This is a genomic window from Neptuniibacter caesariensis, assembly GCF_000153345.1.
GTDB classification, from domain to species: Bacteria; Pseudomonadota; Gammaproteobacteria; order Pseudomonadales; family Balneatricaceae; genus Neptuniibacter; species Neptuniibacter caesariensis.
This window is the reverse complement of sequence record NZ_CH724125.1, coordinates 1,989,392-2,013,576: the sequence shown is the minus strand read 5'-3', so window position 1 is coordinate 2,013,576 and position 24,185 is coordinate 1,989,392. Positions and strand designations below refer to the sequence as shown.

27 protein-coding genes are annotated in these 24,185 nt (G+C 48.0%); 18 read left to right on the top strand and 9 right to left on the bottom strand.

Annotated features, from left to right (window positions below; translation table 11 throughout):
* Positions 1-98 precede the first annotated feature (98 nt).
* The 7 genes from argS to MED92_RS09305 all read left to right on the top strand — a co-directional run bounded on the left by argS (position 99) and on the right by MED92_RS09305 (position 6,306).
* Complete coding sequence (argS, locus tag MED92_RS09335) at positions 99-1,784, top strand: arginine--tRNA ligase (RefSeq protein WP_007021282.1); 1,686 nt, start codon at positions 99-101, stop codon at positions 1,782-1,784.
* Between the two features lie 3 nt (positions 1,785-1,787).
* Positions 1,788-2,411, top strand: coding sequence for an SPOR domain-containing protein (locus tag MED92_RS09330; protein ID WP_007021281.1), 624 nt, complete (start codon positions 1,788-1,790; stop codon positions 2,409-2,411).
* Between the two features lie 161 nt (positions 2,412-2,572).
* Positions 2,573-3,103 (top strand): ATP-dependent protease subunit HslV, encoded by a 531-nt coding sequence (hslV, locus tag MED92_RS09325; RefSeq protein WP_007021280.1) that lies wholly within the window; start codon positions 2,573-2,575, stop codon positions 3,101-3,103.
* A 20-nt stretch (positions 3,104-3,123) separates the two neighbouring features.
* On the top strand, positions 3,124-4,458 hold the full coding sequence (gene hslU / locus MED92_RS09320; protein ID WP_007021279.1) for an HslU--HslV peptidase ATPase subunit: 1,335 nt from the start codon (positions 3,124-3,126) through the stop codon (positions 4,456-4,458).
* Positions 4,459-4,469: 11 nt separating this feature from the next.
* Positions 4,470-4,850: a gamma-butyrobetaine hydroxylase family protein gene (locus MED92_RS09315; protein WP_007021278.1), complete on the top strand. Its 381-nt coding sequence runs from the start codon at positions 4,470-4,472 to the stop codon at positions 4,848-4,850.
* Positions 4,851-4,921: 71 nt separating this feature from the next.
* Positions 4,922-5,680, top strand: a complete 759-nt coding sequence (ubiE, locus tag MED92_RS09310; protein WP_007021277.1) for a bifunctional demethylmenaquinone methyltransferase/2-methoxy-6-polyprenyl-1,4-benzoquinol methylase UbiE — start codon at positions 4,922-4,924, stop codon at positions 5,678-5,680.
* A gap of 14 nt (positions 5,681-5,694) precedes the next feature.
* On the top strand, positions 5,695-6,306 hold the full coding sequence (locus tag MED92_RS09305; protein ID WP_007021276.1) for a ubiquinone biosynthesis accessory factor UbiJ: 612 nt from the start codon (positions 5,695-5,697) through the stop codon (positions 6,304-6,306).
* A 6-nt stretch (positions 6,307-6,312) separates the two neighbouring features.
* On the opposite strand, the gene MED92_RS09300 is transcribed toward MED92_RS09305, so the two are convergent.
* Genes MED92_RS09300 through MED92_RS09285 form a run of 4 tightly spaced genes read right to left on the bottom strand, consistent with a single transcriptional unit; the run spans position 6,313 to position 9,411 of the window.
* A complete protein-coding gene (locus tag MED92_RS09300; protein ID WP_007021275.1) occupies positions 6,313-6,732 on the bottom strand; it encodes a CopD family protein in 420 nt (139 codons plus the stop codon).
* A 10-nt stretch (positions 6,733-6,742) separates the two neighbouring features.
* Positions 6,743-7,507 (bottom strand): DUF2927 domain-containing protein, encoded by a 765-nt coding sequence (locus tag MED92_RS09295; protein WP_007021274.1) that lies wholly within the window; start codon positions 7,505-7,507, stop codon positions 6,743-6,745.
* 2 nt (positions 7,508-7,509) lie between these two features.
* A complete protein-coding gene (locus MED92_RS09290; protein WP_007021273.1) occupies positions 7,510-8,172 on the bottom strand; it encodes a fumarylacetoacetate hydrolase family protein in 663 nt (220 codons plus the stop codon).
* A gap of 33 nt (positions 8,173-8,205) precedes the next feature.
* Positions 8,206-9,411 carry an MFS transporter gene (locus tag MED92_RS09285; RefSeq protein ID WP_007021272.1) on the bottom strand — a complete coding sequence of 402 codons (1,206 nt, stop codon included), beginning with the start codon at positions 9,409-9,411 and terminating at the stop codon, positions 8,206-8,208.
* Between the two features lie 88 nt (positions 9,412-9,499).
* Here MED92_RS09285 and MED92_RS09280 point away from each other — a divergent pair, with 88 nt between their 5' ends.
* The 3 genes from MED92_RS09280 to serA all read left to right on the top strand — a co-directional run bounded on the left by MED92_RS09280 (position 9,500) and on the right by serA (position 12,174).
* Positions 9,500-10,387, top strand: a complete 888-nt coding sequence (locus MED92_RS09280; RefSeq protein WP_007021271.1) for a LysR family transcriptional regulator — start codon at positions 9,500-9,502, stop codon at positions 10,385-10,387.
* Positions 10,388-10,443: 56 nt separating this feature from the next.
* Positions 10,444-10,725 carry a pyrimidine/purine nucleoside phosphorylase gene (gene ppnP, locus MED92_RS09275; protein WP_007021270.1) on the top strand — a complete coding sequence of 94 codons (282 nt, stop codon included), beginning with the start codon at positions 10,444-10,446 and terminating at the stop codon, positions 10,723-10,725.
* A gap of 216 nt (positions 10,726-10,941) precedes the next feature.
* Complete coding sequence (gene serA, locus MED92_RS09270) at positions 10,942-12,174, top strand: phosphoglycerate dehydrogenase (protein WP_007021269.1); 1,233 nt, start codon at positions 10,942-10,944, stop codon at positions 12,172-12,174.
* A gap of 31 nt (positions 12,175-12,205) precedes the next feature.
* Here the strand turns inward: serA and MED92_RS09265 are convergent, their stop codons facing one another.
* Positions 12,206-13,183 carry an alpha/beta hydrolase gene (locus tag MED92_RS09265; RefSeq protein ID WP_007021268.1) on the bottom strand — a complete coding sequence of 326 codons (978 nt, stop codon included), beginning with the start codon at positions 13,181-13,183 and terminating at the stop codon, positions 12,206-12,208.
* A gap of 266 nt (positions 13,184-13,449) precedes the next feature.
* Between MED92_RS09265 and MED92_RS09260 the strand changes: the two genes are divergently transcribed.
* Complete coding sequence (locus MED92_RS09260) at positions 13,450-15,627, top strand: malate synthase G (RefSeq protein ID WP_007021267.1); 2,178 nt, start codon at positions 13,450-13,452, stop codon at positions 15,625-15,627.
* Between the two features lie 122 nt (positions 15,628-15,749).
* Positions 15,750-16,583, top strand: a complete 834-nt coding sequence (locus MED92_RS09255) for an NAD-dependent protein deacetylase (RefSeq protein WP_007021266.1) — start codon at positions 15,750-15,752, stop codon at positions 16,581-16,583.
* Here the strand turns inward: MED92_RS09255 and MED92_RS09250 are convergent.
* Positions 16,580-16,774 carry a (2Fe-2S)-binding protein gene (locus tag MED92_RS09250; RefSeq protein WP_007021265.1) on the bottom strand — a complete coding sequence of 65 codons (195 nt, stop codon included), beginning with the start codon at positions 16,772-16,774 and terminating at the stop codon, positions 16,580-16,582. The two genes, MED92_RS09255 and MED92_RS09250, sit on opposite strands and share 4 nt — an antisense overlap.
* A 340-nt stretch (positions 16,775-17,114) precedes the next feature.
* On the opposite strand from MED92_RS09250, the gene bfr (MED92_RS09245) reads away from it, so the two are divergent.
* From bfr (MED92_RS09245) to MED92_RS09230, 4 genes are all read left to right on the top strand, one after another.
* Complete coding sequence (bfr, locus tag MED92_RS09245; RefSeq protein ID WP_007021264.1) at positions 17,115-17,579, top strand: bacterioferritin; 465 nt, start codon at positions 17,115-17,117, stop codon at positions 17,577-17,579.
* Positions 17,580-17,594: 15 nt separating this feature from the next.
* On the top strand, positions 17,595-18,068 hold the full coding sequence (gene bfr / locus MED92_RS09240) for a bacterioferritin (protein ID WP_007021263.1): 474 nt from the start codon (positions 17,595-17,597) through the stop codon (positions 18,066-18,068).
* Between the two features lie 185 nt (positions 18,069-18,253).
* Entirely contained in the window at positions 18,254-19,408 is a 1,155-nt protein-coding gene (locus MED92_RS09235) for an alpha-hydroxy acid oxidase (protein WP_007021262.1), read from the top strand.
* Positions 19,409-19,483: 75 nt separating this feature from the next.
* Entirely contained in the window at positions 19,484-19,765 is a 282-nt protein-coding gene (locus MED92_RS09230; protein ID WP_007021261.1) for a peptidylprolyl isomerase, read from the top strand.
* Positions 19,766-19,769: 4 nt separating this feature from the next.
* On the opposite strand, the gene MED92_RS09225 is transcribed toward MED92_RS09230, so the two are convergent.
* On the bottom strand, positions 19,770-21,203 hold the full coding sequence (locus tag MED92_RS09225) for a sensor domain-containing diguanylate cyclase (protein ID WP_007021260.1): 1,434 nt from the start codon (positions 21,201-21,203) through the stop codon (positions 19,770-19,772).
* Between the two features lie 178 nt (positions 21,204-21,381).
* On the opposite strand from MED92_RS09225, the gene MED92_RS09220 reads away from it, so the two are divergent.
* Complete coding sequence (locus MED92_RS09220; RefSeq protein WP_007021259.1) at positions 21,382-22,548, top strand: cytochrome-c peroxidase; 1,167 nt, start codon at positions 21,382-21,384, stop codon at positions 22,546-22,548.
* 139 nt (positions 22,549-22,687) lie between these two features.
* A complete protein-coding gene (locus MED92_RS09215; protein WP_007021258.1) occupies positions 22,688-22,960 on the top strand; it encodes a hypothetical protein in 273 nt (90 codons plus the stop codon).
* A gap of 33 nt (positions 22,961-22,993) precedes the next feature.
* Here the strand turns inward: MED92_RS09215 and MED92_RS09210 are convergent, their stop codons facing one another.
* Together MED92_RS09210 and ilvN are read right to left on the bottom strand one after the other, a co-directional pair.
* On the bottom strand, positions 22,994-23,611 hold the full coding sequence (locus tag MED92_RS09210; protein WP_007021257.1) for a flavin reductase family protein: 618 nt from the start codon (positions 23,609-23,611) through the stop codon (positions 22,994-22,996).
* A gap of 77 nt (positions 23,612-23,688) precedes the next feature.
* Positions 23,689-24,183 carry an acetolactate synthase small subunit gene (gene ilvN / locus MED92_RS09205; protein ID WP_007021256.1) on the bottom strand — a complete coding sequence of 165 codons (495 nt, stop codon included), beginning with the start codon at positions 24,181-24,183 and terminating at the stop codon, positions 23,689-23,691.
* Between the last annotated feature and the right edge of the window lie 2 nt (positions 24,184-24,185).

Sequence of the window (24,185 nt, the reverse complement as noted above, 5' to 3'; positions counted from 1 at the left end):
AGATTTACAGGGATAATACGCGGTTCCTTAGCGGCTCAAATCTGACATATCAGGCCCGCGAGCCCACTGACAGACTTCAAACGGTAGTAAGTACACTAATGAAACAGATTATTGCAGAGCTGATTGAATCCGCGCTGAAAAACCTGATCGAGAACGGCACCCTGCCTGCAGATGTGCAACCTAAGATTATGGTTGAAAACACCCGTGACAAGAGTCACGGTGATTACGCCTCTAACATCGCTATGACCCTGGCAAAAGCGGCGAAAAGCAACCCTCGTCAGCTTGCAGAAAAGCTGGTTGAGGCACTACCGGAATCAGATAATCTGAAGCGTACTGAGATTGCTGGTCCTGGCTTTATCAACTTTTTCATCAGTGGTGCCTCCACAGGGAACCTGGTTAAAACCATCTTGACTGAAAAAGAAGCTTACGGTCGCAATAACGATGGCGCAGGCCGCAAAGTACAAGTTGAGTTTGTATCAGCCAACCCGACCGGCCCACTCCATATCGGCCATGGTCGAGGCGCTGCAGTAGGCGATTGCCTATGCCGACTAATGGACGCTAACGGCTGGGATGTAACTCGAGAGTTCTACTACAACGACGCCGGCCAGCAGATTAATAATCTGGCATTTTCCGTTCAGGCTCGCTGTAAAGGCCTGACACCCGAGGATCCAAGCTGGCCTGCTGATGGCTACCGTGGTGACTATATTGTTGAACTCGCTGAAAGTTTCATGCGTGGCGATACAGTAAAATCTGAAGATCAGAGCTTTACTGGAACTAAAGATGCCGAAGATCTAGAAGCCATTCGTCACTTCGCTGTTGCTTATCTTCGTCATGAGCAGGATCTTGATCTGCAGGCTTTCGGTGTAGATTTTGATGTGTTCTTCCTCGAGTCTTCGCTATATACCGAAGGTAAGGTTGAAGCCGCAGTTCAGAAGCTGATCGAAAATGGCTACACCTACGAAGATGATGGAGCACTCTGGCTTCGCACTACAGATTTTGGCGATGACAAAGACCGCGTTATGCGTAAAAAAGATGGTGGCTATACTTACTTCGTCCCGGATGTCGCTTACCACCTGAACAAATGGCAGCGTGGCTTTGATACGGTCATCAACGAACAAGGTGCCGATCATCACAGTACTATCACCCGTGTACGCGCAGGCCTGCAGGCACTTAAAGCCGATATTCCTAAAGGCTGGCCTGATTACGTGCTTCACCAGATGGTTACCGTCATGAAAGGTGGAGAAGAGGTTAAAATCTCTAAACGTGCGGGTAGCTACGTCACTCTGCGCGACCTAATTGAAGAGGTTGGTCGTGATGCAACTCGATATTTCCTGGCTGCACGTAAATCCGACAGTCACCTGACTTTCGATATTGATCTGGCACGTTCCGAGTCTGCCGATAATCCGGTTTACTATATTCAGTATGCTCATGCGCGTGTTTGCTCAATCTTCCGCAAGCTGAAAGAGAACAACCTTAGCTGGGACGAAGCCACCGGCATTGAAGCACTCGATAGTCTTGAGCTTGAATCAGAAAAGAACCTGGTGATCAATCTGGGTCGCTACCCGGAGGTCGTGAAGAACGCAGCAAATGCACGCGAACCTCACCAGATTGCTAACTACCTTAAAGATCTGGCTGCTGAGTTCCATACCTACTATAACTCTGAGAAAACACTGGTAGAAGATGCCGACTTGCGTAACGCACGTTTGACGCTGGCCGTTGCCGTTCGCCACGTACTGGCAAATGGTCTGGATCTACTTGGCGTTTCTGCACCGGAGCAGATGTAACCAATGGCATCCCGAAAGGACTATGCTAAGAATAAGCGCGGTAAGGCTTCTGCCAGCCGCGCTAAGCCCACCCCTAAGCGTGCACCCGCGAAACCGAAAAAGCGCTTTCCGACGGTACTCTTAGCGATCACCCTAATGATGCTATCGGGGCTTGGCTACGGTCTGTACCAACTGACTCAGGTGGACCCAGGCTCTAGCAACACACCACTAGCCAAAAGCAAACCTGCACCGCAAAAATCCCCACCCGCTAAAAGTCAGGCACCTGTCGTTGAGCAAAGCACAACCGCGGAAGATAAAAAGCGCTTTGAATTTTACGAGATGCTGGAGAAAAGTGAGGTAAAAGCGCCTCAGGTGGATGCCTACAAATCCACACCTAAGGACGCTAAGACCCAGCATAAATATCTATTGCAGGCAGGCTCTTTTAAATCCAAGGCTGATGCAGAACAGATGCGTGCCCAGCTTATTCTGCTTGGCTTACCGAATGTTCACACTGACACCAGCAAGAGCAAGGATGGAACCTTGTGGTACCGTGTGCGCTTAGGCCCATTCGACAACCGCTCCCGCCTTTCAAAAGCCTATGACAAGCTGGTTCAGCAGAATATTCAACCACTTCGCATCAAGCAGTAACCCTTCTGGAATCTACGTCTAGCGACTAGATTCCAGATACTCACCTCTTTTGACTTGAAATTAACGCAGTCGTCACCATCTTTCTGTAAACCCTAGTATTCAATGCCCTTACTACATCGCGTTACCAGGCATTGAGCCCACTCCCTAAGGAGCTATAGAAAATGACAACGATTGTATCTGTACGTCGTGGTGACAAAGTCGTCGTAGGCGGCGATGGTCAGGTTTCACTGGGTAATACCGTTATGAAAGGTACCGCCCGCAAAGTTCGCCGCCTGGCCAAACACGATACCATTACTGGTTTCGCAGGCAGTACCGCCGATGCCATCACCCTGCTGGATCTGTTTGAAGCCCAGTTGGAGAAGCATCAGGGAAACATTTTCAATGCGGTTGTAAGCCTGGCAAAAGAGTGGCGCGGTGACCGCGTTTTACGCAAGCTTGAAGCATTGATGCTGGTCGCTAACAAAGAAAAAACTTACCTGATCTCAGGCAGTGGCGACATTATTGAACCTGAAGATGGCGTAATCGCTATCGGTTCTGGTGGTAACTTTGCACTGGCAGCGGCCCGTGCGCTAACCGATAACACCGAGCTACCAGCCAAAGATATTGTTGAAAAGAGTCTGCAGATTGCAGCCGGTATCTGTGTGTTCAGTAATGACAACCTGACAATCGAAGAACTCGATTCTGTTGCCTGATTCAGCTTAAGGAAATCAATATGTCTAATATGACCCCTCGTGAAATCGTTTCTGAGCTGGACCGCCATATTATCGGCCAGGATGAAGCTAAACGTTCTGTCGCGATTGCTCTGCGTAACCGCTGGCGCCGTATGCAGCTGGATGAAGAGCTGCGTGTTGAGGTAACCCCAAAGAACATTCTAATGATCGGTCCTACTGGTGTTGGTAAAACCGAAATTGCCCGCCGCTTGGCAAAATTAGCTAATGCCCCTTTCATCAAAGTAGAAGCGACAAAATTTACTGAAGTGGGCTACGTAGGTCGTGATGTTGAGACGATCATCCGTGACCTTGTGGATATGGCGATCAAAATGATGCGTGAACAGGAGATGGAAAAAGTCCGTTTCCGTGCCGAAGAGGCCGCTGAGGAGCGCGTTCTAGACGCATTGTTACCACCGGCACGTCCGACCGGTTTTGGCGAAGAGCCAGCCAAGTCTGAAGATAGCGCAACCCGTCAAGTATTCCGCAAGAAACTGCGTGAAGGTCAACTGGACGATAAAGAGATCGACATTGAGATTGCGCAGCCTCAGATGGGCGTTGAGATCATGGCGCCTCCAGGTATGGAAGAGATGACCAACCAGCTGCAGAGCATGTTCTCTGGCATGGGCGGCGGTAAAAAACAGCAGCGTCGCATGAAGATCAAAGACGCGTTTAAGATGCTGACCGACGAAGAAGCAGCCAACCTGGTTAAAGAAGATGAACTAAAGCAGAATGCTGTTGAGCTGGTTGAACAACACGGCATTGTCTTCCTTGACGAGATCGATAAGGTTTGCAAAGGCGGATCAAACAGCAGCGGCGATGTTTCCCGTGAAGGTGTTCAGCGCGATCTGCTTCCGCTGATTGAAGGCTGCACGGTAAGCACAAAATACGGAATGGTGAAAACCGATCATATTTTGTTTATCGCTTCAGGCGCTTTCCACTTGGCTAAACCTTCGGATCTTATCCCTGAGCTACAAGGCCGTTTGCCGATCCGCGTCGAACTAAACGCCCTGACACCAGATGATTTCCGTCGTATCCTGAAAGAGCCCAATGCATCGCTTACTCAGCAGTACCAGGCACTACTGAAAACTGAAGGCGTAGACGTTGTCTTCACCGATGAAGGCATCAGCCGTATTGCTGAACTTGCTTTCGACGTTAATGAAAGCACTGAGAATATTGGCGCACGCCGACTGCATACAATGATGGAGCGTCTCCTCGAAGAGCTGTCTTTTGCCGCATCAGACTGCAATGGACAAACCATCACTGTCGATAAAGCATTTGTTGATCAGCAACTCAGTGAGCTCAGCAAGGATGAAGATCTGAGTCACTACATCCTGTAACGGAGTTTCCCATGTCAAAAGCGCCACTACCATCGCAGATTAAACTGCATAAAAAGTCCCGTACGCTGGAACTCACGTACGGGAGTGACAGTTTTGAGCTAACAGCTGAGTACCTGCGAGTGCACTCACCTTCAGCGGAAGTGCGTGGTCATGGCATTGGGAACGGCGTACTGCAAACCGGCAAAAAACTGGTGGGAATCAATGAACTGATTCCTTCCGGTAACTATGCGCTAAAGATCGTCTTTGATGACGGCCATGACAGCGGTCTCTATACATGGGACTGCTTGCATGATCTGGCATACAACCACGATCAGTACTGGGCTATCTATCTGCAAAAGCTAGAAGATGCAGGTGAAAGCCGTGATGGTGGGTTAATCGCCATCGGTAGATAAACAAAGACAAGGGCCAAGCATACCGGTACAATTTGGCCATCGTATTTTTGAACAGATTCAGGACACTCCACATGGCTGACCAGCATAAAAACGACACGACTCACTTTGGTTATGAAGATGTTCGTACTGAAGATAAAGTGAATCGCGTTGCCGATGTTTTCCACAGCGTAGCTGGTAAGTACGACCTGATGAATGACCTGATGTCTGGCGGTGTTCACCGTCTCTGGAAACGCATCACCATCGAACAGAGTGGCGTTCGCACTGGAAATACTATTCTGGATATCGCCGGTGGAACCGGGGATCTGACCATGCGTTTCTCACGTCTGGTTGGTCCAAGCGGCAAAGTTGTTCTAGCCGATATCAATGACTCGATGCTGAAAGTGGGTCGTGACAAATTACTGGATAAAGGCGTTACCGGAAACGTTGAATTTGTTCAGGCAAACGCAGAATGTCTGCCATTCCCTGATAACACCTTTGATGTGATCACCATTGCCTTCGGCCTGCGTAATGTGACGGATAAAGACGCCGCGCTTCGTTCCATGGCGCGTGTTCTTAAGCCGGGCGGTAAACTGATGGTACTCGAATTTTCAAAAACCGATAACCCGCTACTGACCAAAGCTTACGATTTCTATTCGTTTAATATCCTGCCGCAGATGGGTTCTATGATTGCAGGCGACGCTGACAGCTACCGCTATTTAGCTGAGTCTATCCGTATGCACCCGGATCAGGAGACCCTGAAATCGATGATGCAGGATGCAGGCCTGACCAACTGCAAGTTCCAGAATATGACCGGTGGCATAGTCGCGCTGCACACAGGCATCAAGCCATAAGCGGGTAGCTAACAATGATTGAGATGCTGCAAGCTTCCCTGTTTACAACCGCTGAAGCGCTTATCAACAAGCTTATTCATCGTGATCCTGTAACACTTCAGCATCTTGCCCGATTAGAGGGTAAGGTCATTCAGATTGAACTGACTTTTCCACAACTCAATCTGTTTTTACTGCCAAATTCTGACGGGGTACAGATTCAGTCTGTCTATCAGGACACACCTGATGCCATCCTCAGGGGCACAGCCAACGACTTCTTAACGCTAGCCAGCAGTAAAGACAAAGCTGATGCGATGTTTGGTAAAACCATCCAGATATCAGGTGACAGCGCTCTCGCAACGCGATTTCAGGAGATCCTCGCCGATGCCCAGATTGATTGGGAGATGATGCTCGGCGATATCATTGGAGACTTACCTGCCCATCAGATTGCACTCTATGCCGCCTGGAAAGCGCAGTGGTACAAAAATGCCGGAAGCAGCTTAATCAGCAACCTGGACGAGTACCTTAAAGAGGAAGTGCGCTTTATCCCCACCCGCCCGGAAGCTGAACACTTCTATTCAGAGATTGATGCACTTCAGGAAAGAGTCGAGCGGCTAGCAGCCAAAGTTGCCGCCAGCACTCGTAGATAAGTCTGTTCAGAATGGTTTCACAACTACAAAAATCAGTATCGGAATAAAGATCAGTAACGGCAACTCATTGAATAAACGAAAATAGCGGCCGCTTTTGTCCAGGCTTCCGGCTCTCATCTTGTTTAAATAAGCTTTGCACCAGAAGTGATAACCAATCAACAGGCCAACAAATAGCAGCTTGGCATGCATCCAACCACCGCTAATACCGAAGCCAATCATTAGCCACAAACCCAATCCCAGGGTAAACACTGCCATAATGGTCATAAAGCCAAACAACTTACCGGCCATTATTTCCAACCGCGCGACATCCTGTCCGGCTTCGCGACCTTCGACATAGTGAACAAAAATACGTGGCAGATAGAAAATGCCCGCCATCCAGCTAGTCATTGCCAGAATATGAAAGACCTTGACCCATAAAAAAGCCACAATAAATTCCTCAGTAGCCTAAAAGAGAATAAAGTTCGCCTCGTTTCACCTCACGTTGCGCGGAGCTGATTGTACCTTGTTGCTGCCAGCTTCGGATCAACTTTTTTAATATAGGCCGAACTTCTCGTTGATCCATACCCGGCTCAACTTGCGGCTGATATAGCATCTTCAACAACAGATAATCCAATCCGGATAATAGGTCTTCAGGCGTTTTATCGTTAAAAATCGACGGGTAGACCTTATCAGAATCATTTGGCAGGCCCATCACCTGGGTAATCTCTTCAACAATACAGGTCACCAATTTTCCATGCATACGCGCCTGATCGACCGGAATAATAACATCCGCCTGGATTATCTCCCCACGCCCATCGGTTCGGAAATTCGCCATACAAACTGCACCATGAACCACCTTCTCCGCCTCTTTTCCAAAGCGCTTGCGAACCTGTGATCGCCATTGCGCCTGCCTGGTAAAAACTACGGTGAGATTTGCTTTACGTTGTTCAGAGACCAGCCTTATAGGATGCCCGGTTATCTGGGAGAGATGTTTGATATGCATTCTGACCAGATCAGTATGCAGTTCCCGGTCTGCAACCTGATGATCCAGCCAGACATTAACAGGTTTTTGCCAACGCCTGACGAGCTGCCCTTGCTGTGTATACTCGTTACGCAAAGCTATTTCGGAAAATGCCTGGACCAGATACTCGGGTGCCTGCCAGTGCGGAGCCGCCTTAGCGGAGAAAGCGACACAGAAAAACAGAATAAATCGCAACAACACGATTAGATCGCTTCAGTCGAGATGGCAATAAGATCAGCAAGTTCAACCTGCAACTGATCACCCGCCTTTACTGGACCAACACCTGCAGGCGTTCCTGTCAGAATCACATCACCAGGCTCAAGCGTGAAAAACTCACTAGTATGACTAATGAGCGGTAGCACCCTGTTCAACATCAAAGCGCTATTACCTTGTTGACGTAACTCGTCATTTACAAACAACCGAATCTCAACATCCTGTAGGTCTGTTATTTGATCCGCTGTTACAAATGCAGAGAGCGGACAAGAACCATCAAAGGCTTTTGATTTCTCCCATGGATGGCCTTTTTCCTTAAGACGCCCCTGTAGTTCGCGCAAGGTTAGATCTAACCCCAAACCTACACCAACAATGGCTGCCGCCGCTTCAGCTTCGCTTGCATGGGTCAGCTGTTTACCGATCAGGATCGCCATCTCCGTTTCAAAGTGCACCTCACCATGATCCTGAGGCACCTTAAAAGGCTCAGCCATATCCACAACGCAGGTAGAAGGCTTGATAAATAACATCGGCTCGGTCGGGATTGGATTATTCAGTTCAGCTGCATGATCCGCATAGTTACGCCCTACACAGATAACTTTCCCTGTTGGCAATCCAGCTGATGACCCATCTTGATAACGATGTTGATATCCCATTCCAAGCTCCTCAGTTAACTAATAAACCTGAGTTTAACCGGCACAGTCGATCGCCACCAGCGTTCTACGGGTTTTATGATAGAGAACAAGGGCGCATAACAAAGTAGCGCAAAGCACCAATAGCGACCCGTAAATAACCCCATACCAGCCCGCCATTTGCCAAAATGGATCCAGATAAAAGCCGCCACTACTCGCACCAAGATAGTAAAACACCAGGTAGATTGATGAGGCTGTTGCCTTTGCCCCCTCAGCATGATGGCTCACCCAGCTGCTGGCCGTTGAGTGCGCGACAAAGAACCCAAACGCATTGATAAATAAACCCATGATGATGGCCCAGATCGAAGGCACCAGAGTCAGAAGCGACCCTAGCATAATAAATAGCACCCCAAATGCCATCACCAGAGGCTGAGGCAACCAGTGAGCGAAACGCCCTGACACTGCAGATCCCAGTGTCCCGCTAAGATAAGTCAGGAACAGCATGCCCAGGACACTGGCAGTAAGATAGTAAGGCTCATCGGCCAATAAAAAAGTCACATAGCTGTACTGGTTGATAAAAATAAAGAAGTTAAACCCACCAAACAGGTAAGCCAGCAACAGCAAAGGATTACGAAGATGCCTGCCTATATCTGACAACATCTTTGCAGGCTGTAACCGTTGCGGTTTGAAATGATTAGACTCCGGTAATAACCAGACAAACAAACAAAGACAGATCAGGCTAATCAGGCTCATAGCCGCAAAAGCAGACTGCCAACCCAACAGATCTCCCATAAATCCACCGATCAGACGCCCACCTATGCCTCCCAGGGTATTGCCACTGATATACAGGCCAACGGCAACCAACATAGCCGTTTTTTTGAACTCATCCCCCATGTAGGCAATAGCAATCGCTGGCAAACCCGCCAGACAGATTCCCTGTATAGCTCTGAGCAGAATCAGAGTATTAAACTCAGTCACCTGAGATAGCGCAAAACAGCAGAGAACCGCGCCACACATACTAATCACCATCAGCCGGGTCCTACCCAGAGCATCTGATAGAGGGCCAAAAAGTAACAACGACAGCCCAAGGGTCAGAGTGGTGACTGTCAGGCTCCAGCTTGCCTGCAATGGAGTCACCGCAAACTCATCGGCCAACATAGGTAACAGAGGTTGAGGGACATAAAGATTTGCAAAAATCATGAACGAGCCCAGGCATAATGCCAGCGTCGCCCGCCAAAATGCTTTTGTTCCTGATTCGATCATTATCCACCTCTTTAATTTGCGGCCAGAGTAACAATCAATTTAAAATCATTAAAATATATAGAAATTATCTTAACCATATATTTTTATTATGCTGGATATTAAACACCTGCTCTATTTTAAAACGGTTGCCGATCAACGCAGCTTCACAAAAGCCGCAGAGATGCTTCATATTGCCCAACCCGCAATTAGTATGACCATCCGCAGGCTCGAGGAACAGCTAGACCTGCGACTGCTCCACCGAGGTGACCGTCAGATCGGCCTGACCGATGAAGGTGAACGACTTTATCAGCATGCCCAGCGAATACTACAAGCGGCAGATGATGCTCTCCTTGAGATGCAGGAGATCAAAGGCCTGCTTAAAGGCGAAGTCAGGGTGGGTATTCCGAGCATGCTCGGCTCTTATTACTTCCCGCCGATTCTCATGGCATTCAGGCACCGCTTCCCGCAGCTGAACCTTCGAGTAATTGACGGCGGCGCAGGCAAACTCCAATCACTACTGGAACAAGGCGATCTGGACCTTGCCGTTGTAGTAGATCAAATCCCTTCGGCTGGCCTGGAATCTGAAACCTTTCTGCGGGAACAGATGATGGTAATCTGTCCACAGGATCATCATTTTGCTCGCAAACATGCGATTGATCCCAAAGAGCTTTTCGCCGAAGAACTGGTGATGTTTAACAGCGGCTTTTTCCACCGCAACGTTGTTGACCGACTCTCCGCAGAAACAGGCATCAAACCTAACATCAGCTTTGAAACCAATCTGATTCCTTTAATCAAATCGATCGTCAAGCAGGGGTTTGCTATATCAACCCTGATGGAGATGGTTATCAGAGATGAACCCGAGCTTGTAGCCCGGCCCTTTTCAGACCCCGTCTGGCTGGATCTCTCTATTGCATGGCGTAAGGATGGTTATCTGTCCAAAGCAAACCGGACCTTTGTCGACTTTGTAATCGAACATAGCGACGCGAATTGCAGATAATTTGCAGCGATCTGTAATTATCTTTATGATTCGCGGCAAATTTAGGAGATCAAAAAATGCTGAACGTAAATGAGTACTTCGACGGTAAAGTAAAATCCATCGGTTTCGAAAACAGTGAAGGTAATGTCACTTCAGGTGTCATGGCTCCAGGCGAGTATGAGTTCGGCACCAGCGAAGATGAACTGATGAAAGTCGTAAGCGGAGAGCTTATCGTTAAACTACCTGGTAGCGACGAGTTTCAGTCTTACCCAACGGGCACAGAATTTAAAGTTGCTGCCAATCAGAAGTTCCAGTTGAAAGTTGAGCAGGCAACTGCTTACCTATGCTTCTACGGCTAAGCACTTTTCTTAAGGGGTGATTTTCACCCCTTTTCCCTACTTTTCCACACAAAATCCAACCTTTCTCACTTTAAGTTGAATATTTTTCCAGCAAACCCCGCTGTACATTCATCCTTTTCAACTTTGCCTGTGATAATATTCGCGCTCAGAACTAAGCATTAAACCTGTGGCACGTCCCTAGCGGAACCAAGCCACTTAATAAAAGAGCTGCACACCATGAGTCAAACAACCTCTCTTGATAAAAGCAAAATCAAGATATTGCTGTTGGAAGGTGTCCACCAGTCTGCTGTGGATACATTTAACCAAAACGGTTACACCAACATTGAGTTTCTGACGGGTTCACTGCCAGAAGAAGAACTGATTGCACGTATTAAGGATGTTCACTTCATCGGTATCCGCTCGCGTACTCAGCTGACTGAGAAAGTCTTTGCTGCTGCCGAGAAACTGGTTGCTGTTGGTTGTTTCTGTATCGGAACAAACCAGGTGAATCTGGAAGCCGCGACGATGCGCGGTGTTGCAGTCTTTAATGCGCCATTCTCTAACACTCGCTCTGTAGCTGAACTGGTGATCGCTGAAGCAATCCTATTGCTGCGCGGCGTCGCTGAGAAGAATGCTAAAGCTCACCGCGGTGAGTGGCAGAAATCAGCTAAGAACTCCTACGAGATCCGTGGTAAGAAGCTGGGTATTGTTGGTTACGGCAGCATCGGTTCTCAGTTGAGTGTTATTGCTGAATCCCTAGGTATGAAAGTCTACTTCTATGACGTTGTGACTAAACTGCCACTGGGTAATGCAACACAGGTTGGCTCTCTTAAGGAACTGCTTAACATCAGTGATATTGTTTCCCTGCATGTACCTGAGACACCGTCTACACAAGATATGATGGGTGAAGCTCAGTTTGCAGAGATGAAACAGGGCTCTATCTTCCTGAACGCTGCACGCGGTACGGTTGTAGTGATCGACGAGCTATGTAAAGCACTGGATTCAGGTCGTCTGCTGGGCGCAGCTGTCGATGTATTCCCAGTTGAACCACGTACAAACAACGATGAGTTCATCTCACCTCTTCGCGAGTATGACAATGTGATCCTGACACCTCACGTAGGTGGTTCTACTATGGAAGCTCAGGAGAACATCGGTTACGAAGTAGCAGAGAAACTGATCAAGTACAGTGATAACGGTTCCTCTATCACTTCAGTTAACTTCCCTGAAGTTGCGCTGCCAGAACATCCAAATGTTCACCGTCTGCTGCATGTTCATAACAACGTGCCTGGCATTATGACAGCGATCAACAGTGTATTCTCGGAGAACAGCATCAACATCAGCGGCCAGTACCTGCAGACAAATGAGAAAGTAGGTTACGTTGTCGTAGACGTTGATGCCGATTACTCTCAGGTTGCCCTACAAAACCTGAGACAGATCGAAGGCACTATTCGCTGCCGCCGTCTGTTCTAAGCGTTACTCAGATCCAAATAAATGGGCTGCTTTAGGGCAGCCCATTTTCGTTTTCCCAGTTGTCAAAGACCTGACACAGATGATTGAACACCTGATCCCTGTATTCAGGGGATTCATTCACCAGATGATGTTTTGCCTGCTTAATTAGCTTCAGCTCCAGTTCGGGGTACAAGCGCCCTAGCTCCGCCATATTATGGTGCCAATCCACCGTACCATCATCAGTTCCCTGAATCATGTGGATTTTCCCCCGTACCGGTGGATGGTTTTCAACCCACTCTCCCCAGGCGAGCATCGCACCTACCCAGCTAACCGGTATTTCACGGTGCTGTAAAAGATCCCTCTCAGAGATAAAACGCATAAATGACTTATCGTGAGAATTGTTGCTATAACGTCTTGGCACCCGCTTCAGCACATACTTAAACCAACGGTACTTGCGCCGAATCGAACGCCACATAGCAGGCCTGACCAACGGCGCCAGCAGTACACGCTCACCTAATAGAGGGAGATTTCCATGACTAAAGAGTAACTGATGTGCCATCACCACAGCAGCTCCGGTACTTTGCCCGACCAGATGCAATGGATAAACTAAATCCTGCTCAAGCTGGGCAACCAGTTCGGCCAACTGTGTCGCATAATGGTGAAAGTCATCCACTGCCAACGCATTACCATCCGATAATCCATGCCCGCTAAGGTCGTAACAGAGCACATTGAAACGCTCCTGAAACAGGTTAAATATCAGGTGCTGATATAGCCCCATATGATCCATATAGCCATGAACGACAATCACAGTGCCCCGCGCTGAGCGTCCTGGGGGTTGAGCAAAAGACTGAACGGTGACATTCACTTCATCCAGCTTCATACGGCCAACCTTATACACAGCCATTTCAGCCAGATCCTGAAGGTGATAAAAGCTCAGATAGGCCCGCACACTCTCTGACGGAATGCCTGCAACAGCCCCCTGAAAGTCAGGAAGCCCCCTGATCAGAATATCTCGGTCAAAACCTGCCATTCATTCTCCAAAGCGTTTATCAAAACGTTATAAAAACAGAGAGTTACACCAATAACTGTAGCCTAAAAATCGACACATTCGTCCAACTTATAGCGAATATAAGGCGCAGTTATCATACTTTTGGGTCGAGTTGAGCGACAATACCCCTACATTGCGCTACTGTTGCATTGCACAAAGATGGCGCTTTAACACCAATCGCCACATAACATTCAGTTCACGGTTGCCTCGCACCTGGACTGTCAGAATAGAAACTGGGGCAATATATTATGAGTCAAAGGGTACAGAGCGGCGGCCTTCAGGTTGCACAGGCTCTTTACGATTTCGTTAACAACGAAGCACTGCCAGGCACTGGCGTAACCAGCGAACAGTTTTGGGCAGGATTCGACGCAATCGTGCACGACCTGGCGCCAAAAAATCGCGAACTCCTGGCTAAACGCGATGCGATTCAGGAGCAGATTGATGCATGGCATCGTGAGCGTCAGGGTCAGGCATTTGACCTGGAAGCCTATAAGGCGTTCCTGACAGAGATCGACTACCTTCTGCCTGAAGGTGAAGATTTCGAAGCATCCACTGCCAATGTTGACCCTGAAATGGCGACCATGGCGGGCCCACAGCTGGTAGTACCAGTCATGAATGCACGTTTCGCTCTCAACGCAGCGAATGCTCGCTGGGGCAGCCTATACGATGCTCTGTACGGTACTGACGCAATCTCTGAAGAAGGCGGTGCTGAAAAAGCTGGCGCTTACAATCCAGCTCGCGGCGCGAAAGTGATTGCTGCAGCACGTGACTTCCTGGATCAGGCTGCACCGCTGGCAGAAGGCTCTCATAAAGATTCTACAGGTTATAGCATTGCTGAAGGCAAGCTAGCTGTAGCCATGAAAGATGGCAGCACAACCACACTAGCAGATGCAGAGAAGCTTATCGGTTACAACGGTGATCTGTCTGCACCGGAATCCATTCTGCTCGCGAATAACGGTCTTCACTTCGAAGTTCAGGTAGACCGTAACAGCCAGATCGGTAAAGACGATGCAGCGGGCATCAAAGATATCGTGATGGAAGCAGCACTGACTGCGATCATGGACTGTGAAGATTCTGTTGCAGCAGTCGATGGCGATGACAAAGTCGTTATCTACCGCAACTGGTTGGGTCTGATGAAAGGCGACCTGACTGAAGAAGTCAGCAAAGGCGGTAAGACTTTCACTCGTTCTATCAATGGCGATCGTGAATTTACTGCTCTGGACGGTTCTTCACTGGCACTTAAAGGCCGCAGCCTGATGTTCGTTCGTAACGTAGGTCACCTGATGACTAACGAAGCGATTCTGGATAAAGATGGCAACGAAGTACCAGAAGGCATCATGGACGGCATGGTGACTACCCTGATCTCTATCCACGACATCAAAGGTAACGGTAAGTACAGCAACACTGTGACTGGCTCTACTTACATCGTTAAGCCGAAGATGCACGGTCCAGAAGAAGTTGCTTTTGCCAACGAACTGTTCGGCCGCATCGAAGATGTACTGGGTCTGGAACGCTTCACCATGAAGATGGGTATCATGGATGAAGAGCGCCGCACTACCGTTAACCTGAAAGAGTGTATCCGCGCAGCTAAAGAGCGTGTTGTATTTATCAACACAGGCTTCCTGGATCGCACGGGTGACGAGATCCACACGTCTATGGAAGCGGGTCCGATGATCCGTAAAGGCGACATGAAAGCGGCTTCCTGGATCGGTGCTTACGAAAACTGGAACGTTGATAACGGTCTTCTGTGTGGTCTGCAAGGTCGCGCACAGATCGGTAAAGGCATGTGGCCAATCCCTGATCAGATGGCAAACATGTTGGAAGCGAAGATCGGCCACCCGATGTCTGGTGCAAACACTGCATGGGTTCCATCTCCAACAGCGGCGGTACTACACGCAACGCACTACCATCAGGTAGACGTATTTGCCCGCCAGGACGAATTGAAAGCACGTGACCGCGCAAATCTGGATGACATCCTGACCGTACCCGTTGAAGCAAACCCAAGCTGGTCTGCTGAAGAGATTCAGGAAGAGCTGGATAACAACGCACAGGGCATCCTGGGTTACGTTGTTCGCTGGATCGACCAGGGTGTTGGTTGTTCTAAAGTACCCGACATCAACGATGTTGGCCTGATGGAAGACCGCGCGACGCTGCGTATCTCCAGCCAGCACATTGCTAACTGGTTGCGCCATGGTATCTGTTCTGAAGAGCAGGTCATGGAAACGCTTAAGCGCATGGCTGCTGTTGTAGATCGTCAGAACGAAAACGATCCTCTGTACCGTCCAATGGCTGGCAACTTTGAAGATAGCGTAGCATTCGCAGCAGCTTGTGAGCTGGTAATCGAAGGCTGTGTGCAGCCAAACGGTTACACAGAGCCAGTGCTGCACCGTCGCCGCATCGAAGCTAAAGCTAAATTTGGTGCTTAAACGTCACTTTGTGACTTAATCTGATTAAGTCAGCAAAACGTAAAAACCGTGCTCCTTCCAAGGGCACGGTTTTTTTGTTTCAGGTAGACTTAAAAGAATCACAGAGAAAGACATAAACGCTTATGATCAAGCATGCTGAACAGCTAGCAGAATTTATCCACAGCCATCCCAAACTCGTGGTATTAACCGGCGCCGGTGTAAGTACTGACTCGGGAATTCCCGCTTATCGGGATCAAAAAGGTAACTGGCAACATTCAGCTCCGGTCCAGCATAAAGAGTACATGGAAAGCCATTATGCCAGGCAGCGTTACTGGGCTCGTAGCTTAATTGGCTGGCCATTAATGCGCGATGCAAAACCCAGCACAGCGCACTATGCATTGAGCAAATTAGAGCAGATGGGGTATATCCAGCTTCTGATTACCCAGAATGTTGATCGTCTTCACCAACATTCCGGCAGTGAAAAAGTACTCGATCTACACGGACGTTCAGACAAGGTCAGGTGCATGAGCTGCGCTGCATACTATGATCGCAAAGATATCCACAACCAGACAGCTGAGGCTAACCCACAATTTGAAATAGTGGCTGCTGGCGCACGTCCTGATGGTGATGCGGATCTAGAAAGTGAGGCTTTCGCTGATTTTACGGTGCTTGACTGCGAAGCTTGTGGGGGGATTCTGAAGCCCGACGTCGTCTATTTTGGTGACAATGTCCCCAAAGAGTCGGTTTTCAATGCGTTGGATGTTTTGCAAGAAGCGGATGCCCTGTTGACCGTTGGGACATCACTCATGGTCTATTCGGGCTACCGGTTTTGTAAGAAAGCCAAAGAATGGAATAAACCTATCTGCGCGTTAAATCTTGGTGTAACACGTGCTGATGAACTACTGTCTCTTAAGCTGGATGCGCCTATTGCCGAAACACTTGGCGGCGCAGTAGAGATGTTGCAAAATCAGCGCTAAGCAGGCACTGCCAGTTCGAAGTCAGATTCTGCAATATGTTCCTGCATCACTTTACGTGCCGCACAAACACACTTGCCACACTGGCTACCAACCGCCAGTTCTTTATTCAAATCCCGCACTGAACGCGCGCCCTGATCAACCGCATCGCGGACATCACTGCAGGTAATATTTTCACAGATACAAACAAACATGATGCTAATAATCTATCTCAATCCGAATCGGTAATGATAATAGTTTTCATCAGCATCATATACAACAACAAAAACGCGAATCTTGTTGAAAATTATTCTCAATGAATTTGTAAATATCTCATTCTACTCATATAAAACATAACTTACTGAATTAGTTGGTTATTTTAAAAAGCCCTACAAAACTGGTTGATAATTATACAGAATCGCAATGAGAATCTAACGCATTAAACTTACCAACCTATTGTTTTATATAGAGTTTTTTGATTTTGTCATATTTATATCCTAGACTTTTTGCACTTTATAAAACGCTGGGCGGTAAGTATTAAAAAGGAGATCCCCCATGCAAGGCGATAAGCAAGTTATCAGCTACCTGAACAAGGTACTAACCAGTGAATTAACGTCTATTAACCAGTATTTCCTACATGCACGGATGTACAAAAACTGGGGACTGGATGAACTGAATGAGAAGGCTTACAAAAAATCCATCAAAGATATGAAGCAAGCCGATGACCTGATCGAACGCATTCTGTTCCTTGAGGGCCTGCCCAATCTTCAGCAACTGGGAAGACTTCGAATTGGCGAACATACCGAAGAGATGCTTCAGTGCGACATGGACTTCCAGCTGGAGCAGCTTCCTCTGCTGCGAGAAGCGATCGCATACTGCGAAACAGCCAGCGACTACGTGAGCCGTGAACTACTCGAAAGCATACTCGAGTATGAAGAGGACCATGTCGACTGGATCGAAACCCAGCAGTACCTGATCGACAATGCTGGCATTGAAAACTACCTGCAATCACAAATGTAAGTGGAGATATAGACCATGAAAGGCAATCAACGCGTAATCGACGCCCTAAACGGCCTGCTGGCGATGGAACTGGCAGCAATGGATCAGTATTTCATCCACTCACGCATGTATGACGATTGGGGCCTGCATAAGCTGTATGAGCGTATCGATCATGAATTCGATGATGAAAAAGGCCATGCTGCAGCATTAATTGAGCGTATGCTGTTCCTTGAAGGCACGCCGGACATGACCACCCGCGACGGTTTCAAGGTCGGCACAGATGTACCTTCGATGCTGGAGTCCGACCTGCGGGTTGAGTACGAAGTGGATAAAAAGCTAAAAGATGCCATTAAGGTATGTGAAGAAGAGCAGGATTATGTGAGCCGTGAAATCCTGGAGAAACTTCTCGAAGATACCGAAGAAGATCACGCCTACTGGCTGGAAAAACAGTTGGGGCTTATCAAACGAATCGGATTGCAAAACTACCTGCAGTCACAGATGGGCGAATAACCCCCGCCTTCCCCTTCTTTAAAAAGCGCACTTATGTGTGCTTTTTTTGTACCAACAACAATCTGGTCAGACCAATCTTTCCAAATGCATTAAGTTCTTATTCGTATTTATTTACACTGTAATTTCAGCATGGCCGATCCGGCCATTAAGAATAAAAACTAAAGACTGTCCCAAGGAAAGGTTCTATGCCCACTATTGTAGAGATCGCAGATCTGAAAAAACTGGCGCAGAAACGTGTGCCTAAGATGTTTTTTGACTATGCCGATTCCGGCTCATGGACAGAGAGCACCTATCGCGCAAATGAAAGTGATTTCCAAAAAATTATGCTTCGTCAGCGTGTTGCTGTAGACATGACCAACCGCAATTTGAAAACGCAGTTGGTCGGTCAAAACATCAGCATGCCCGTTGCGATTGCACCTACCGGCCTGGCAGGCATGCAACATGCAGACGGCGAAATGCTTGCCGCTCAAGCCTGCGAAGAAGCCGGTATCCCTTACACCCTATCGACCATGAGCATCTGCTCTATCGAAGACGTAGCCGCAGCAACCAGCCAACCATTCTGGTTCCAACTCTATGTGATGAAAGACCGTGGTTTTGTAAATAGTCTGATTGACCGGGCTAAAGCCGCTGGATGCAGCGCGCTGGTTCTGACCTTCGATCTGCAGATCCTCGGTCAACGCCACAAGGATATTCGCAATCAACTCTCCGCTCCTCCACGTCTGACACCCAAGCACCTTTTACAGATGGCAACCCGTCCCGGTTGGTGTTTGAAAATGGCAGGCACGAAACGCCATGATTTCCGAAACATAGTGGGTCACGCACCTGGGGTAACAGATCTATCCTCTTTGGGTGCCTGGACCGCCGAACAATTTGATCCCAAACTCTCCTGGGAAGATATCGAGTGGATTAAAGAGCGCTGGGGCGGACCTCTGATTCTTAAGGGCATCCTCGATCCGGATGATGCAGCCATTGCAGCACAAAGCGGAGCGGATGCACTCATTGTGTCTAACCATGGAGGAAGACAACTCGATGGTGCCCGCTCATCTATCCAGGCACTTCCCAGCATTGTTGATAAGGTTGGCGATCAGATCGAAATTCATCTTGATGGTGGCATTCGCTCAGGGCAGGATGTCTTAAAAGCCCTGTGTATGGGTGCAAAGGGGGTCTATATCGGTCGCCCTTATCTCTATGGTTTGGGCGCTTTAGGGAAACCCGGAGTGAGTAAAGTTCTGGAGATCATCCGCAATGAGCTCGATATTACAATGGCGCTTTGCGGGGAAAGAGATGTCACTCAACTGGGCCTGCATAATATAGACCCCGCCTCAGAATTTATTAAATAACGGCTATTCAGAATAACTCTCTGTACTCAAGATCACGTATAATTAACAGATCAATGAAACAGAGAGTTACCTACCATGGCAAATCGTGCTTGTGCCCGACATATCCTTGTCAAAACCCGAGATGAAGCTGAGCGACTAAAAAAACGCCTCAAGCTGGGCAATGACTTTGGCAAACTGGCAAAGAAATACTCTTTATGCCCCTCAGGGAAACGGCACGGGGACCTGGGTGAGTTTCGCCGCGGTCAGATGGTGAAACCTTTTGAAGATGTCGTCTTTAAAAAGCCATTGCATGAAGTACACGGACCGGTAAAAACCCGCTTCGGCTGGCACCTGATTGAGACAATCTATCGTAAATAGCGATTCAAGCTAACTCAGCCCGATCGCGACCTGCTTTTTTCGCCCGGTAAAGGCCCGAGTCGGCCTCTTGAACGTGGCGGTCCAGATCAAAATCATCTCTCTGCTCTGCCACACCAATACTGACCGTGAGTCGCTGTTCTGATATAGCGGCTAAATCCGGTTCCAGAGAGATACGAGTTCTAATCCGCTCAGCAATATCTCTGGCATTATCTGAATCCGTTCCAGAGAGTAGTAAAAGGAACTCATCGCCTCCCCACCGGGTGACCAAATCGGAAGGTCTGACCGCTTCAGTCAGAATTTCAGAAATACCCTTCAACACCAGATCACCTGCATTATGTCCATACCGATCATTGATCTCTTTAAAATGATCTATATCCACCAGCAATAAACTCAAAGGCTGCCCATTTCGCTGGTGTTGATTACGAATCGCTGCATAACGATCGATAAACGCCCTACGATTTAACAGGCTGGTTAATGGATCACGCCAGGCAATCCCTTCTAACTCGGCTTGGTAGTGCCTGATGACTCGCAGTAACAGCGCTAACACGATCAGCGTAACCAGAATACACACGATAGCCGTAACAATAAGCGACGGACGCAGGGCATCAAATACCTTCTCTTCCTCAGCCTCAACACAGAGAATCAAACCTAGCTCTTCGATATGCCGGGTATTAAGCAGGTAAGTTTTGCCATGACGCTGGTAGGAAAAAGAGCCCTGCGGCTCAGTCAGGATAGACTGAACAATCTCTTTCATCCCAGGTTCCTGGGATAAGTTCTCTGCTACTTGATGCTGTTCATCATGGAGCAAGACATTACCCAAACGCGTGACAAAATAGACATTGTTCGAGTAACGTTCTCGATATTCACTGAGAATACTTTTAATGCTTTCAAGGTTGAGGCCCAACCCTGTAGCACCGATAAATTCACCATCAGGGCCATGTATCTTGTAATTAATAAAGATCGTCAACGCATCCTTATTAGCCATATCGGGATCTATATTGAGCTCACTTTCCTCTTCCATAAGGCGCACACGGAAATACCATTCATCACGAGGATCCGTCTTAGAAACCTGCTTCAGCCAGCCACCTGCATGGTAGTAGTTACCTGACTTTTCAGACACCATAAACGCTGTGAAAGCGCCGTACTTCTGTTTAATACCATTAAGATAGCGGGTGACTGCGGCAATATCCGTTTCTCCTTCCAGGATCCAATCCTGCAGGAATGTATCATTGCCCATAAATGATGAGACTGTGCGAGGCAAAATCAGATCACGCTGGACCTCGGCATAGATGTTATCGCTGGTCAATGGCAGCTCATGCTGAACCATAGCTTCCAATGCAGCCTGACGTGATATTACAAAACTGACCGTCGCGGTAATGGCAAAACCTATCACTATTAACAGGCTAACCACCAAGAGCATCTGCTGTTTGAATCTCAATGAACTATCTTCCTTAGCAACCTTCCTCTACGAAGGTACCCTGCCTTACCACGCTAATCCAGCCCTATTGTTTGTACCCATCAGCCCACTTAGTTGATCAAAATCATCAGCAGACATGTAAATAAATGTATAATCATTCGCATTAACTTATGCAATCAATTCTTATGAGCAAAGAATTATGTCGATAACTCACGCAAAACTGGCCATGTATCTCTCTGCGGTCTTGCTTATATCAGCCTGTACTGAAAACAATAGCCAACCAACACAGCTATCACTCAACAAAGAGCAACTGGGGCAGCAACTCTTTTTCGATACAAACCTGTCGCTTAAGCGTACCCAGTCTTGCGCAACCTGCCACGCACCGACAAACGGTTTTGCTGACCCCAGGGATAATGGTGTTGCTGGAGCGTTTTCGCTGGGTGATGACGGAAAATCTCTTGGCGATCGCAATGCGCCAACGGCGGCATACGCAATGTTCAGTCCCGAGTTTCACCTGAATAAGGAAGGTCAGTATGTAGGCGGCCAGTTTCATGATGGACGAGAGTCGAACTTAGCCGGACAAGCGGGCGGGCCACCTATGAACCCTGTCGAGATGGGTCTTCCATCTAAAGCGTTTACCGTGGCACGCCTGCAGGAAAGCCCCGTTTATATCGCTGCATTCGAAGCCATTTACGGCTCGAAAATATTCACCGATCAAGATAAAGCCTACGCAGCGATGGCCGACAGCATTGCCAGCTTCGAACGTACCGAATTGTTTGCACCGTTCGATTCAAAGTATGATCGCTATCTGCGTGGTGAATACAAGATGACGAAGCAGGAAGAACTGGGGCGTACACTGTTTTTCTCACAGCAGTTTACGAACTGTAACCTCTGCCACCAGTTAAATAAATCGCAACGCCATCCGCAAGAGACGTTCACTAATTATGAATACCATAACATTGGCGTCCCAACCAATATCGCGGGTCGGGAGAAGAACGGTGTAGCCATCACCACTCAGGATTTAGGCTTACTCAACAACCCACAGGTTAATGATCCAAAACAGGCAGGCAAGTTCAAAGTGCCCACCTTAAGAAACATAGCAGTCACCAGCCCTTATATGCACAACGGTGTATTCCAGGATCTTCGCACTGTGGTGCTGTTCTACGATAAATACAATAGCCGCAGTGCCAAGCGCCAGATCAATCCAGAAACAGGAAACCCATGGGGCAATCCTGAAGTGGCAGAGAATATATCCTTCAAGGAACTGGAAACAGGACCTGCTCTAAAAGAGCAACGAATCGACGCCTTGGTTGCGTTTATGAAAACTCTAACGGACAAACGCTACGAACACCTGCTTGAAAAGTAACCCTTTTCCGATAACAAAGGGCCTCGGCCCTTTGTTATTACGCTGCATTCAGCATTTTCTGCATTCACATAAGCTTCTGTTAAGTTTCGATCATTAAACTAGGTCCTATTACTTACCTAGCTATTGTTGATGCCGAACCATGCCAAAGTTGATCAAAGACTTTAAAAACTACCAGATTGTTTTCTATTGGTACGAAAAGGGTAAAGGCCGTCAAAGCCCATTAATGCCAACGCTCAATCACGCTGAAGAGTGGTTGCAACAATGGAGTAATGCGCAATATCAAGGCACTGAACGACGCAGACGCAGTGGGAATATGAGCTTTAGCCGCCGTTCCACAGATAAACGGATCTGTGTAGATGTGGACCTGTGCGAAAAGAAACTCGCCGAGTTAAAACATTCCTTTGCTGCCTGACTTCGCAGGCAGCACACCCTCATTTTTGGCAAATCAGGCAGGACGCGGAACCGAAAGCACCTGACCAAAGGTTTCGTATTCTGTGCCGCCAAGGCGTCCTAACGGATCAACTTTAACAGCATCGATTTTGGCTCTGCCTTTATCATCTGTAGTCACAACCGCATCATCCACCCAGATTTTTTCGATTTCACCAAAGATCAGATGTTGATTGTTATTACCGATATCCTGCTGCTGGTAAAGGGAGCAAGCCAGTGCAATTTTTGGCCCTTTGACACGTGGTAGCGAAAACCCTTCTATGGTTTCTAATTCAAGACCACAATGCTCAACTTCAGAAATACCATGGTCCAGTGACGCAGAGCTTTGCGTGACCTCATTAGCCATATCCGATCCCGCAATATGGATCACAAACTGCTTCTTACTCATGATATTTCGATAAGTGTCTTTCTCACTACCATCAGGTTTTGCAGGACCTACAGAGATCATAATGACAGGAGGATCGCTACAAACCGCAGAAAAGTATGAGTAAGGAGCCAGATTAAGCTCACCGGTTTCATTTTCCGATAAAACCCAGGCAACCGGACGCGGCACAACTACCTGCGTCAATGTATGGTAAGCCTGCAGTTTACTTAACTCGGACATTTCTATAATCACGTTGATTCTCCTCAGACACAAAAAAGCCGCACTCTGTGACCAGAGCGCGGCTTATGATCTCACAGGGGGAGGTTGACTTACAGTGTCAGAACCTTCTCACCACGAGCAATACCGGATACACCAGAACGAACAACTTCCATAATATTAGAAGTGCCCAGCGCTTCAATAAACGCATCCAGTTTGCTGCTAGAGCCTACCAACTGAACCGTAAAAGTATTCGGCGTTACATCAATAATAGTGCCACGGAAGATGTCCGCAGTACGTTTGATCTCTGCACGTACCGTTCCGTTGTTTGCCTTCATCTTGATCATCATCAGCTCACGCTCAAGATGGTCACCTTCCGTCAAATCAACAACTTTTACTACATCAATTAGCTTATTCAGCTGCTTTGTGATCTGCTCAACAACACGATCATCACCGATAGTCGTTACCGTCAGACGAGACAGTGTTTCGTCTTCGGTTGGCGCTACCGTTAGTGATTCAATGTTGAAGTTACGCTGAGAGAACAAACCCACTACGCGAGACAGTGCACCTGGCTCGTTTTCCATCAATACTGAAATAATATGACGCATGA